The 13,431-nt window shown below is 48.1% G+C and carries 8 protein-coding genes; 1 reads left to right on the forward strand and 7 read right to left on the reverse strand.

Annotated features, from left to right (window positions below; all coding sequences use genetic code 11):
• Positions 1 to 16 precede the first annotated feature (16 nt).
• The 6 genes from AC5JBY_RS21705 to rpmI all read right to left on the reverse strand — a co-directional run bounded on the left by AC5JBY_RS21705 (position 17) and on the right by rpmI (position 7,924).
• Complete coding sequence (locus AC5JBY_RS21705) at positions 17 to 3,436, reverse strand: TonB-dependent receptor (RefSeq protein WP_495906754.1); 3,420 nt, start codon at positions 3,434 to 3,436, stop codon at positions 17 to 19.
• Positions 3,437 to 3,669: 233 nt separating this feature from the next.
• A complete protein-coding gene (locus tag AC5JBY_RS21710; RefSeq protein WP_495906755.1) occupies positions 3,670 to 4,773 on the reverse strand; it encodes a FecR family protein in 1,104 nt (367 codons plus the stop codon).
• A gap of 67 nt (positions 4,774 to 4,840) precedes the next feature.
• Positions 4,841 to 5,416: an RNA polymerase sigma factor gene (locus tag AC5JBY_RS21715; protein WP_495906756.1), complete on the reverse strand. Its 576-nt coding sequence runs from the start codon at positions 5,414 to 5,416 to the stop codon at positions 4,841 to 4,843.
• Positions 5,417 to 5,602: 186 nt separating this feature from the next.
• Positions 5,603 to 7,003: a type III PLP-dependent enzyme domain-containing protein gene (locus AC5JBY_RS21720; protein ID WP_495906757.1), complete on the reverse strand. Its 1,401-nt coding sequence runs from the start codon at positions 7,001 to 7,003 to the stop codon at positions 5,603 to 5,605.
• A 318-nt stretch (positions 7,004 to 7,321) separates the two neighbouring features.
• Entirely contained in the window at positions 7,322 to 7,666 is a 345-nt protein-coding gene (gene rplT / locus AC5JBY_RS21725; protein WP_495906758.1) for a 50S ribosomal protein L20, read from the reverse strand.
• A 60-nt stretch (positions 7,667 to 7,726) separates the two neighbouring features.
• Positions 7,727 to 7,924 carry a 50S ribosomal protein L35 gene (gene rpmI / locus AC5JBY_RS21730; RefSeq protein WP_275832932.1) on the reverse strand — a complete coding sequence of 66 codons (198 nt, stop codon included), beginning with the start codon at positions 7,922 to 7,924 and terminating at the stop codon, positions 7,727 to 7,729.
• Positions 7,925 to 8,348: 424 nt separating this feature from the next.
• Here rpmI and AC5JBY_RS21735 point away from each other — a divergent pair, with 424 nt between their 5' ends.
• On the forward strand, positions 8,349 to 11,771 hold the full coding sequence (locus tag AC5JBY_RS21735; RefSeq protein ID WP_495906759.1) for a ThuA domain-containing protein: 3,423 nt from the start codon (positions 8,349 to 8,351) through the stop codon (positions 11,769 to 11,771).
• A 242-nt stretch (positions 11,772 to 12,013) separates the two neighbouring features.
• Here AC5JBY_RS21735 and AC5JBY_RS21740 read toward each other — a convergent pair whose 3' ends face one another.
• Positions 12,014 to 13,429, reverse strand: a complete 1,416-nt coding sequence (locus tag AC5JBY_RS21740) for a SusD/RagB family nutrient-binding outer membrane lipoprotein (protein WP_495906760.1) — start codon at positions 13,427 to 13,429, stop codon at positions 12,014 to 12,016.
• Positions 13,430 to 13,431: the final 2 nt, after the last annotated feature.

Raw genomic sequence — 13,431 nt, forward strand, 5'->3', positions numbered from 1 at the left:
AAGCTTTTTAAGGTTATTAAAATCCTACCTGTAATCCGAACTGGAATGATCTGGCAGCGGGGTACTGGCCATAATCGATGCCATTGGTCAAGGTTGTATTCTTAGAACCTATTTCGGGATCCCATCCATCGTAACCGGTGAAGGTGAGCAGGTTTTGGGAGGAGATGTACAGCCTGAAGCTGCTGATCGTTCCTTTGGTAACAGACTGCAATACCTTATTGGGTACGGTGTATCCTATGATGATATTTTTCAACCGCAGGTACGAGCCATCTTCTATCCACCGGGTGGAGGGGCGTACGTTCTGGTTCGGATCGCCACTAATTGCCCGGGGTATACTCGTATTCGTGTTGGAAGGTGTCCAGGCGTTCAGCACGGCAGTACCGGAGCCGAATAAGCGGGCCATGCCTTCGCTGATGATGCGGGCTGCATTGAATATCTTATTGCCCTGTACGCCCTGCAGGAACAGAGAGGCGTCGAAGTTCTTGTAGCGTGCGCTATAGTTAAGGGCATAAGAGAATTTAGGCAGGTAGTTGCCGATAAAGGTGCGGTCGTTGTCGGTAATCTTTCCATCCTTGTCGAGATCGGCAAACTTAAGATCGCCTGCTCCCGTGCCCGGGTTTTGTGTGGGGCTCTTGGTTACTTCATCTGCCGACTGGAAGATGCCTGTGACCACATATCCAAAGTATGACTGGATAACCTGCCCTGCGCTGGTGCGTGTAATGTGGGCTCCACCGCCAAAGTCCTGGTCACCGCCCTGATCAATGGTCGCTGTCTCCGTATTCAGGCTAAGTACTTTGTTGCGAATGAAGGTAATATTGCCGGTGAGGTTCCAGGTAAACTCTCCAGCCGTTTTATTATACCCTGCCTGTAATTCAAAGCCTTTGTTTTCCATCGATGCCACATTCGCCAGCACACCTGTGTTATTGAACCCAAAGGATGGTGGCGTGGGTACATTGAGGATCAGGTTATCTGTTTTACGAATGAAGTATTCTGCCGACAGGGTGAGCCTGTTGTTCAACACACCCGCATCGAGGCCAATGTTCCATTGTTTGGTTTTTTCCCATTCGAGGTCTGCATTGCCTAATGCATTATAATAAGAGGCATTACCCGTGGAGTTCACATTGTTGAATGGATAGGTTGCTCCATTTGCGAATACCGTTACCTGCCAGGGGTAATCATTGTTCAATGCGGCCACCGCATTCAAACCCGTGATGCCGTATCCTGCACGTACTTTCAGTTCAGAGATAAAGGGTGTATTGCGCATGAACTGTTCCTGGTCGATGCGCCAGCCTACTGATGCAGAGGGGAAGTTGGCGTATTTCTTACCGGGTGCCCAGACAGACAAACCATCCCGGCGAATAGCAGCACTCAACAGGTATTTACCGGCATATTCGTAGCTGACCCTACCTACCATCGATTGGAGGAAGTTTTCGCTCCGGTTGGAAACAAAGCTCACATTGGTAGCACCGCGCAATACTTCTATGTCATTGCTGTTCTGGTTGCCGGAAGCATTTTCCTGTGAGCTTTTGGAGCTCTGTACTTCAAATACTCCGATGGCATTGATATGGTGTTCGCCAAAGGTTTTATCGAAAGTGAGTTGTTCTGTAAAGATGGTCGTAGTGGAAATGCTCCGTACATCTCTGACCGTTGCCACCGGCGCATTGCGGCCTTTGTCATTGAAGATGGGGAGGAACTGGTGCTGGAACAGGTTTACATAATCCACGCCAAAGGTAGAACGGAACCTGAGCCAGGGGGTGAAGTTCACTTCCACGAAAGTGGTACCCAGTATCTTGATATTTTTATTAGTAGCATTGCCGAGGAGCTCTGCATCTTCTACCGGGTTGGTAGGATCGGATGCATCTATGCTGTTCTCCGCACCGCGGTATCCGCCAATAGACGTTGGGTCATAGACCGGCAGGTAAGGCAGGCTCCTGATCACGTTTACCAGGCGGGTCCTGTTGCCAGATGTGTTATCGTATCGTTGGTTGGAATAGGAGATGAAGAGGTTCTCTCCAAAGGTGAAGACTTTACTGATCGCGTGGTCTGAGTTGAGGCGGAAGTTACCGCGCTCATAGTTTACACCGCGTGCGATGCCGTCCTGTTTGAAATATCCGGCTGAGGCAAAGAAGCGTGATACATTGTTACCACCGCTTAAGGAAAGATCCTGCTGGGTAATGATGCCATTTTTGAAGTAAGCATCCTGCCAATCGGTATTGGTTTGTGCAAAAGTTTGGGTAGCTCCATTCCACAGGGGCTTGTTGAAGTTGGCCGTTTCCAGACGAGGTGGCAAGCCAATTCCGGCCGCTCCATTCAGCGCTCTTTCATAGCGCAGGTATTGCTCTGTATTCAACAGGTCAATCTTTCTCCAGGCGCTTTGGGTGCCTACGTAGGAGTCGAGGTTGATTCGCAGTTTGTTGTCTCTCCTACCTTTCTTGGTAGTAATCAGTATCACACCGTTGGTAGCCCGGGAACCGTAGATGGCTGCCGCGCTGGCGTCTTTCAATACTTCCACGGATTCGATATCGCGGGTGTTGAAGTTGCTGAGGTTTCCGGTAGGGAATCCATCGATCACATATAACGGATCGGAAGCAAAGCTAATGGAGCTGATACCCCGGATACGCACGATGGGTGAGGTACCCGGTTCGCCATTGTTGGTAACCGTAAGACCTGCTACCCTACCCTGCAATGCAGCTTCCACACTGGCCACGGGCAGCTCGGCAATCGTCTTTCCGCTTACAGAAGAGATAGCTCCTGTGAGGGTGCTTCTGCGTTGTGCACCATATCCTACTATGACCACTTCGTTCATGTTGAGCATTTCGGCCTGCAGTGATACCGGTATTTCATTCTCCTGTCCTACCACTATTGAGAAAGTTTTATAGCCTACCATCGAGAACTGGAGTGTTTCTCCCACTTCTGCGTTGATCGTGAATACGCCTTCCTGATTGGTAGAGGTTCCCTTAGCCGTGCCCTTTACGACCACCGATACGCCGGGCAATCCATCTCCTTTTTCATTCGTCACTTTTCCGGTTATTACTTTATAGGGTATTTCTATAGCGTCGGCGGATCTGTCCATACTCCCTTCTTCATAGAAGGCAATCTCTGCTGTGGAGCCATCGCCTTTACGCATGAGCACCACCTGATTGCCCGACACCTGGTAGCAGATATTGAGTGGACTTAGCAACCCATCCAGCACATCGCCGAGGCGGCGATCGCGGGCAACCACAGACACTTTTTGACGGGTGGGAATGCGCTGGGCGCTGTATACAAATTTGATCCCAGCCAGCTTGCTGATCTCGCCGAGCACTGTTTTCACTTCTTTCTGTTCGGCAACGAGATTGATCTTAGTATTCAATACTTCCTGCCCGTTGGTGGGGCTGGCTTGTATGATTACACTAAACGCAGTAATAAGCAGTAATGGCAGCAGTCCGATTCTCATAAACCCGTAAATTAACTGGTTAACGAGGTGTTTTTTCATATTTTTGCAATGTTTGGTTAAAGCAAATCGGTTTAATCAAAACATGTCCCCGCAATCAATCGATGGCTGTGGGGGAAATTCCGGGGCTGATATTGTTCGCAGCAATAGCAGCCCTTTTTATTTGAGCTTTTAGCTGTTAGGCGTTAGCTTTTAGCGTTTGTCGCTAACAACTAATTGCTAATACCTAATGCCTGTTATTGACATCCGTTAGATTGTACTACCACCTGTCCGTCGATGACTTCATATGAAGCGCCGATGGCGCTGCATATCAGATCGAGCTTGTGGTAAAAGGTTTCATTCCTCAGATCGGCAGTAACGGTACACTTTCCAATCAACTCACTGTCGTACACAACGTTGATACCGTACGCTTTGCTTAATTCATTGAATACATCGACCAGACTGGCTTCTTCATATTCCATCTTTTGCTCTGTTACCAGAGGCACAATGAGCAATGGATCGTCCAGCAATACTTTCTGGAATTTGTGTGCTGTCTTCTCGTAAACGAGTTGCTGATTGGGGGTTAGGATCACTTCTCCGGGTTTGTGGTCGGTAGCGCTACGGCGGGTATTTGTAACGGCCTGTGAGTACACGGTTACTTTGCCGGTACGCACGATGACCTGTATGGTTGTATCGTTGTCGAATGAACGAACTGTGAAGCTGGTGCCCAATACTTTGGTAACGATCTCGTTGGCAAACACCCGGAATGGGCGATCGGGATTTTTAGTTACCTCAAAGAAGGCCTCTCCCGACAGGTACACGTCGCGGGTATCAGCACTGTCGAATCGATTGGCATATCCTATTCTGCTACCCGGCGCCAGTGATACAGCGCTTCCATCCGACAGGGGTATCGTTACCGCTGTGGCAGATGTATTTACATGCTCGATCAGTTCACGGGAAGCGGTTACTTTTTCCCAGGTAAAGCTTGCCTTCGGGTCTTTGGTATTATTTATATAATAGAGTGCTCCTGCCAGACAAACTATCAACACGGCTGCAGCTGCATACCAGGTACGGGATCTCATCCTGGTGACTTTGGCTGGCGCTTGTTCAGGTTGTTGTTGAATGGTTTGCAACAGTCGCTCTGCTTCTTTATCTATCTCTTCTCCTGTAATTGCCGGTGGGGCCATGTAGATCGACTTCAGTATGTTGCGGGCTTCGGCTACCACCAAATGTTTATCCGGGTTGCGGGTAAGCCATGCCTGCCAGGTGGCTTCGTCCTCTGGTCGCTGTTCGTGCACCCAGCGCGCAAAGTCTTCATCCATAACGAAGTCCATGATATCGAACAAGCGAAAATCTTTCATGCCCGGCTTTGTTGTATTAGTAAGTTCCGGGGATTGGAGAAATCTACTGGGTAAATGGAAAGTTTTTTTATTTGGTCAGGAATTCGGCGTGCCAGAGGCCGCGGAGCTTTTGGAGTGCTTCATTGAGGAGGTTGTATACCGACTGGCGGCTGATCTGCATCAGCTCTGCAATCTGGCCATGATCAAGGTGTTGGTAGAACTTCAGGTAGATCACCTCATGTTGTCGGGGAGAGAGCTGTGTGAGGGTCCTGCGCAAGGTTGCCGCTTTTTCATCTGACACTTGCTTTTCAATGATCAGGCGCTCTATGGAGTATTCCTGTAAGAAGTCGTAAGTGTCATGGTTGTCAAGGCTATCGGTCTTATTGGCCTGCTGGTGGAGTGATTTGAGCATTTTGTTTTTGACAGCTCTGAGGAGGTAGTACTTGAGCGAGAGGATGGTTGTTACATTTTCTCTTCGCTGCCAAAGGCTTATGAAGACTTCCTGTATGCCATCTTTGACGAGGGCTTCATCCTGTGCAAAACGTATCCCATAGCTATACAGGTCTGTATAATACTTTCTCATTAGCGCGGCAAGGGCTTGCGCATCGCTTTGTTGCAGTTGTTTTAGCCAGTTTTGGTCGGCTTGCGCATCATTCTCCAGCATCAGCAATCAGGACTTGGTTATTGAGCAAGGTCAATAGCTAATTTACGTTTAATTGTGTGCGCTTGCGGGTTGCGGACAAGTATGATAAAAAATCACCAAGAAAGGATAAGAATGTATCAGTTGGATTAGGGGCAAACAAAAAGGGCTGCGCGGAGGCAGCCCTTATACAATATAATATGGTGCAGACTATTTTACGTAGCCGAGGATCTTCAGCATGCTTTGGGCTGTTTGCTCTTTGGCGTAGACCCAATCTACCAGCTTGCCGTTTTTATCGTGGCCCACGATCACGTGTTTGGGTGATGGGATCAGGCAGTGCTTGATACCGCCGTATCCGCTGATCTGGTCCTGGTAGGCGCCCGTGTGGAAGAAGCCGAGGTACAGGGGCTCACCATTGGTTATTTTCGGCAGGAACACTTCGTTGACGTGTTCTTCCGAATCGTAATAATCATGGCTGTCACAGGTAATGCCTCCCAACACTACCCGCTGGTACTCCTGGTCCCATTTATTAATGGGCAGCAGCAAGAACTTCTCTCCAATGCCCCAGGTATCTGGTAAAGTGGTGATGAAGGATGAGTCGATCATGTACCAAATCTCACGGTCGTTCTGCATCTTCTGCCCGATCACACTATAGATGTGTGCCATGCTCTCTCCCACCGTGTAGGAGCCAAACTCGGTAAAGATGTGGGGCATGGGTACGTTGTTCTTCTTACAGGCTTTCTTGATGTTGCCAATGATCTCATTGATCATGAACTGGTAATCGTATTCAAAGCCGAGTGAGTGCTTGATGGGGAAGCCGCCGCCGATGTTGATAGAATCCAACTCGGGGCAAATCTTCTTCAGCTGGCAATAGAGGTTGATCACCTTGTTGAGCTCACTCCAGTAGTAGATGTCATCTTTGATGCCTTTGTTCAGGAAGATGTGGAGCATCTTGAGCTGGAAGCGGTCTTCATTGCCTTCGATCTTGTCTACATAGAATTCCAGTACATCTCTTGCCCGGAAACCAAGGCGGGATGTATAGAATGGAAAGTTAGGCTCTTCTTCTGCCGCGATGCGGATACCCAGCTTAAAGGGTCCCTTCACAGATTTTTTATAGTGCTGTAATTCATCCTTGTTGTCGAGGATGGGAATTACATTCTTAAAGCCGCTGTTGAGCAGGTTTGCAATGCGGCTGGTATAGGTCTTCTGCTTATAGCCGTTGCAAATGATGAAGGTCTCTTTGTTGATCTTCTTCTTCTCGTAGAGCTTCTTGATGATCTCTATGTCGTAGGCATAGGATGTTTCGAGGTGAATGTCGTGTTTGAGTGCTTCTTCCACCACGAATGAGAAGTGTGAGCTCTTGGTACAATAGCAATAGTTGTACTCTCCCTCGTACCGATGTTTCTTGATGGCTGCAGCAAACATCTTCTTGGCTTTTTTGATCTGCATACCGATCTTGGGCAGGTAGGTAAGCTTCATGGGCGTACCATACTTTTCGATCAGAGCTCTCAGATCGAGACCGTTGAAGTAGAGGTTGCTGTCTTTAGTATCAAACCCTTCCTGCGGAAAGTTAAAGGTTTGCGACACCAGGTCGGTGTACGAGTTGTTCATGAACTGATTCTGGCTGATGGCGATGAATTTAAAAGTTTAGTAAATGAACACCATTTCGAAAAAAGTACACAAAAGTAATAGTTTGCATGGTTTTACAAACAAAAAAACATTATGATAACGAGGAGGGGCGCTGATTGTTCGTTGGGGAGGCGAACTAAGGGGTGGCAGCTTTTGCTTCGAGGGGCCAGAGGCCCTGCAATAGCCTCATCCCGCCATGCGGCGGGAAGGCGAGCGAGTGATGTTACGTCAACGTTAAGGGCATAAAAAACCGGGTGCCGATTGTGTCGGCACCCGGAGTATATTGTTTAAGCACGCAGCTTATTTTACGGTTGCAACCAGCGCTTTGAAGACTTCTGGCTCATTCATGGCCAGGTCGGCCAGTACTTTACGATCGAGGGTGATACCTTTTTCGTTGAGTTTGTGAATGAATACAGAGTAAGTGAGACCTTCCGGGCGAACGGCAGCGTTGATACGAGCGATCCACAGTGCGCGGTACTCTCTTTTCTTCAGTTTACGGCCTACATATCTGTATTGGAGACCTTTTTCGAGTACGTTTTTGGCAACTGTGTATACGTTTTTACGTTTGCCATAAAAGCCTTTGGCTTGTTTTAAAATCCTTTTGCGGCGTGCCCTGCTTGCTACAGCATTTACTGAACGTGGCATATCTTAATAAGTTTGAAAAGTTAAAAGTTGTGTGTTTACGGAGCCGAGGTGGCTACCAGCTTATTTCAGCCTCAGGAGTCGTTGTACGAAATCCAGGTTGGCTTTGTGTACAACTCCGTCCTTGTTCAGGGCGCGCTTACGTTTCTTAGATTTCTTGGTCAGAATGTGACGTTTGAAAGACTTCTGGTGTGTGATCTTTCCTGTGCCGGTTACTTTGAACCTCTTCTTGGCACTTGAGTTTGTTTTAACTTTAGGCATTTTAATACCTTTAATTGTTACACCCTGCTGGCGCCCCCGATCCTCCGGGGAACTTTTTGGGCCGTGTGGGCAATGTGGCTCTTATCGACCGGGTGGTGACAAAAACCGAAAATGGAGCGCAAAGGTAGGAAAAGAATACCAGAATATAGAAGTCAGCATACAGAATTCAGCAGAAAACCTTTTGCTTCGACAGGCGAAATAAATATAGAATATAAAATTGAGAAGATAGCATATATTCTTAATCCAGGAAATGAGTAAAAGATGTAACAAATTAATTATCAATAAAATACAACTATGTAAAACTACCCCATTTTTAGCTAAATGCTTATAGTACTGGCAAAAAACTTCTATTCAGTTATTTAACAATGTGGTTTCCTTTCGGAATGTATTGGAAACCTTATCTTTATCGGATATCCCCACGCATATGAAAAAAACGCTCTGGTTACTTGCTACTGTGGTCCTATTACTTAATCTATTCAGTTGCAGTAACTCCCGATCCGGCAAACCCCGCATTCTCGTCTTTTCCAAAACCACCGGCTACCGGCATAGTTCTATCCCCCAGGGCATCGCTGCCATCACCAAACTGGGCCAGGAGAACGGTTTTGAGGTCGATACTACCGAGAATGCTGATTATTTCCAGGAAGACTCTCTGTCCAAGTATGCTGCCGTCGTATTCCTGCATACTACCGGCGATTTGTTGAATCAGTATCAGGAAGCTGATTTTGAACGCTATATACAATCCGGTGGCGGGTATGTAGGTATCCATGCCGCAGCCGACGCCGAATATGACTGGGGTTGGTATGGGCGCCTCGTTGGTGGCTACTTTGAAAGTCACCCTGAGCAGCAAATGGCTAAGATCCTTGTTAAGGACTCTACTAATATATCTACCAAGCACCTCCCCCATGTTTGGGAACGGAAGGACGAGTGGTATAATTTCAAGAACCTGAATCCTGATGTGCATGTGTTGCTGACGATCGATGAAAAGAGTTACCAGGGTGGCAAGAATGGCGATAATCATCCTATGGCCTGGTACCATGATTTCGATGGTGGCCGTGCTTTCTATACCGAACTGGGCCATACCGAGGAATCATTTGCTGAAGAGAACTACCTGAAGCATTTGCTGGGTGGTCTTCAATATGCCATTGGTAAGAACAGCAAGAACAATTATTCGAAGGCTAAGTCGCTGCGCACGCCTGATGAGGATCGTTTCACTAAAACGGTACTGGCTCAAGGTATGTTCTTTGAACCTACTGAAATGACCATTTTACCTAATATGGACATTCTTGTGGCTCAACGCCGTGGTGAACTGATGTTGTACAAGAACCTGGACTCCTGTGCTTGTGTGAAGCAGGCTGGCTTCCTGGATGTATATCATAAAACGGAGGTGCCTAATGTGAATGCCGAAGAGGGTTTTATGGGCTTGCAGGCTGATCCCAACTTTGCCAAGAATCACTTTGTGTATCTTTTCTATAGTCCCAAGGATACTTCTGTAAACCGCCTTTCGCGTTTCAAGTTTGAGAACGATACGCTGGACATGAAGTCTGAGCATATCATTTTGCAGTTCTATTCTCAACGTGATATCTGCTGTCATACCGGTGGTTCTATTGCTTTTGGCCGTGATGGCAATGAGTTGTTCCTGTCTACAGGTGACAACTCCACTCCTTTCGATGAGCCTAAGCAGCCTTATGTGAATCATGGTTTTGGTCCCCAGGATGACAGGCCGGGTCATGAGCAATATGACGCACGCCGCTCTTCATCGAATACCAATGACCTGCGGGGTAAGATCCTGCGGATCAAACTGAAGGAGGATGGCTCTTATGAAATTCCTGAAGGCAACTTGTTCCCTAAAGGAACGCCCAATACACGTCCCGAGATCTATGTAATGGGTAATCGTAATCCTTACCGTATTTCTGTAGATAAGAAGAACAACTTCCTGTATTGGGGTGAGGTTGGTCCTGATGCCAATAATGATAGCCTGGATACCCGTGGTCCACGTGGTTATGATGAGGTAAACCAGGCGCGGAAAGCTGGTTATTTTGGCTGGCCTTTGTTTGTGGGTAATAATTATGCTTACCGTGCTTATGATTATGGTACCGGCGCTGCTGGTGCTGTACATGATCCCAACAAGCCGATTAACAACTCCCGGAACAATACGGGCTTGCAAGAGCTTCCGCCTGCGCAGCCTGCTTTTATCTGGTATCCTTATGCTGCTTCTAAAGATTTTCCGCAGGTGGGTACTGGTGGCAGGAATGCGATGGCTGGTCCTGCGTATTATACGGATATGTTCCCTGAAGCGACACGTCTGCCTGACTACTATAATAACAAGGTGTTTGTTTATGACTGGATACGCGGCTGGATCAAGGCTGTGACGCTGAAACCTAATGGTGACTTCGATAAGATGGAGCCTTTCATCGAGCATACCAAGCTGAACTCCATGATCGATTTCGAGGTGGGCCCTGATGGTCGTTTGTATATGTTGGAATATGGTACTGGCTGGTTCAGTAAAAATGCCGATGCTGCTATTTCACGGCTGGATTATAATGGTGGTAACAGAGCACCAAAGACCGATAGCCTGCAAGTAAGCAAGCTGTCCGGCGCTTTGCCGTTCACGTTTACTGCTACCGTGAAAGCCAAGGACCCTGAAAAAGACAAGATCACATATATCTGGCATATTGGTGATGCCACTAAAGAGACTGCCGAGCCCAAGCTGGAATATACCATCAGCAAGGCAGGTGACTATGCAGTTTCGGTAGAAGCAAAGGATGACAAGGGCGCTAAATCAAAAAGTGCTGTTGTCGATGTGTATGCAGGTAATGATGCGCCTACCGTGACTGTCTCTTTGCAAGGCAATCAATCTTTCTACTTCCCTGGCAAGCCTGTTCAGTATAGTGTAAGTATCGAGGACAAGGATGATACTGCCAAAGTGAAAGACCTCAACAACCTCATCGTGTCGGCTGATTATGTGGAGGGCAGCGACAAGGCTGGTGCTTCACCCGGTCACCAGGTGCTTACCGAGGCTACGATGGGCAAGAACCTGATGCTATCGCTCGATTGTAAGACCTGTCATAAGGTGGATGAGAAATCCATCGGGCCTTCTTTTGCAGAGGTGGCCAAGCGTTATGAGAAAGACCCGAATGCTGTTTCTTACCTCGTGAACAAGATCATTAAAGGTGGCGGCGGTGTATGGGGCGAAGTAGCCATGGCTGCGCACCCCAACCTGAAGGAGGCTGATGCGCGGCAGATCGTGACCTGGATCCAATCGCTTACTGCGGCTGCGAATAATAAAAAATCAATGCCTGCTTCCGGTTCTGTTCAACCCACGCTGGGCAAACCCGAGAAGGACAATGGTGTATTGGTACTGAGTGCCAGTTATACTGATCAGGGGGGCAATAATATCAAGCCTTTGACGGCCAATTATGCGATCTCTTTGCGCAACAGTAAAGTGAATCTCGGCAGGGTAAGCAAGCAAGAGAAATATAAGAGTGAGAATAAGAACGGGGTGCGTTATCAACTGGCGCCCAAAGGTGAGGGTTGGTTTATGCTGGACTCTTTCGACCTCTCCGGTATTTCACAGGCTACGCTGAATATCATCTGGGAAAAACCTGCTCAATCGGGTTATAGTTTCGAGCTGCGCCTTGATGCTCCCAATGGTAAGTTGCTGGGTGCTGTTACTTTACCTGCTGGTGGTGGAACTGGCAGTGAGAAAACTCCTTTTGTTAGCAAGGCCCTGTCTATTGCTTTTGCTGCTGTGGCTGATGGTAAAAAGCATAATCTGTATGTGGTGAGCAAGCCTGTTGCAGCTACTGAAGCTAACGAGGTGGGTGTGCAGTGGATACAGTTTAAGTAGGCATTAGCTGTTAGGTTTTAGCTATTAGCTTTCGATCAGTTTTATATTTCCTGATAATAAAAAAGCGGCTGTCTCTTTAAAAGGACAGCCGCTTTGCTTTTTGCTTAATTGACCTGTTTTCTCTTGTGACCCGCGGGGTTTCTTGCTTCTAACCCCTGTAATTATTTAGACCAGGGTGAGCCGCCCTTGAAGGGCGACCCACCCTTTGACCACCCTTCGACAAGCTCAGGGTGACAGCTAAGTTATTTATCCCACCAGAGGCGGTCTGATAATGGTACTGAGGGTGGTACGTTGGGACCGTTCTCGCTTCTTTCGAGTGATGGGTATTCTAACCGACGGATGAAGGTGGTGAGTACTGCGTTTTGTGGCAGAGTGAAATCTTTATACTGGTAGTTGTTGCGGCGAACATCATTCCATGCTTCGGGATTGAGGTAGGTTGCCACATACTTCTCTTTAAAGATAAGGGCTTTGGTAAGGTTGGCCGAACCTACTGCTACTATTGGAGAAGCGAGGTAAGCGTCTCTATCAGCGGCAGCTACCTGCAGTTTGTCCATATTGGCCCTGATGCCTGCGAGGTAAGCGTTGTAGGCTCTTGTTGGGTCTGTACCAAACGCGGCTTCTGCTTCAATGAACTTCAGCTCGGCATAGGTTACCAACAATAATGGAGCGGTAGCGCTGGTCCAGGGGGAGTTGACAGTAATGTAGCATTCGTCTTTTGTTGTATTTGCTCCGGGAGGTCTGTTGCCAGCTCCGTTGACTGTGCCAATGTACGTTCCGTTAACTGTTTTATCGGTGATCTTGGCAATGCGGGGATCCAGCAGTCCGTAGGTAACTCCGTTGAGGTGGTCGATCAGTTGTTCTGACAGCCAGCCACCGAGTGTGTTCGCCGCGTTTGAGACCGCCACGCCTGCCCAGTTGTTGCGCAGTTGGAAGGATGCCATGCCTGCATCATCCGCATTGGCCGTATAGGCTGCGGCCAACGTAGTGAGTACATCGGCTGGTTTGTAGCCAGCTGTTTTGCTCACTTTGATCAGCATGCGTGCTTTGAGGGCGTTTGCTGTTTTCAACCATTTGGCCCTGTCGCCGCCATGTATCAGATCGCTGGAGGCCTGGAGTTTCAAGGTGGCGTCTGTTTTGGTGAGCTCAATGATGGCCGAGTCCAACAGGGTGAGTCCTGCTGCATATATCTCTTCCTGCGTATCATACTTCGGTGTAAGGATCGTAGGATTGAATGACTCTTTGTATGGTATACTTCCCCAGAGATCGGCTGCCAGGTTGAGGTTGTAAGCCCACAGTACGTTGGCTACTCCTCTGTATTCGCTGGAGCCTTTTGTTATGGCCAGGTCTTTCATGTCGTGGATGTCTGCCATCGCATAGTAGAGGGCATCCCAGGTGCCTGAGTAGTCTACGATCTGGTAGATATCGCTGGAGGCTCCCGCACCAGGGTTCGCCGTGTATTGAACATATACAGCCACGATGGAGCCCACGTTGTAGCTATTGATGCCGGATTTGTGGGTGGCTGTACTCAACAGGCCGGGCAGTGTTGGCGTGGTTACCTGGTTGGGATTTGATGTAAGGTTGAAGTAGTCCTTTTTACAACTCGTAGCGCTCAATGCTACTATTGCGAGGAGTACTGTATAGATTGAAATTTTTCGCATGG

It is taken from the genome of Paraflavitalea sp. (assembly GCF_059502485.1).

What these genes read in the sequence shown, in the direction of transcription:
- AC5JBY_RS21705 (WP_495906754.1), bottom strand. Translation starts at nt 3,436, where the DNA reads ATGAGAATCGGACTGCTGCCATTACTGCTTATTACTGCGTTTAGTGTA.
- AC5JBY_RS21710 (WP_495906755.1), bottom strand. Translation starts at nt 4,773, where the DNA reads ATGAAAGATTTTCGCTTGTTCGATATCATGGACTTCGTTATGGATGAA.
- AC5JBY_RS21715 (WP_495906756.1), bottom strand. Translation starts at nt 5,416, where the DNA reads ATGCTGGAGAATGATGCGCAAGCCGACCAAAACTGGCTAAAACAACTG.
- AC5JBY_RS21720 (WP_495906757.1), bottom strand. Translation starts at nt 7,003, where the DNA reads ATGAACAACTCGTACACCGACCTGGTGTCGCAAACCTTTAACTTTCCG.
- rplT (WP_495906758.1), bottom strand. Translation starts at nt 7,666, where the DNA reads ATGCCACGTTCAGTAAATGCTGTAGCAAGCAGGGCACGCCGCAAAAGG.
- rpmI (WP_275832932.1), bottom strand. Translation starts at nt 7,924, where the DNA reads ATGCCTAAAGTTAAAACAAACTCAAGTGCCAAGAAGAGGTTCAAAGTA.
- AC5JBY_RS21735 (WP_495906759.1), top strand. Translation starts at nt 8,349, where the DNA reads ATGAAAAAAACGCTCTGGTTACTTGCTACTGTGGTCCTATTACTTAAT.
- AC5JBY_RS21740 (WP_495906760.1), bottom strand. Translation starts at nt 13,429, where the DNA reads ATGCGAAAAATTTCAATCTATACAGTACTCCTCGCAATAGTAGCATTG.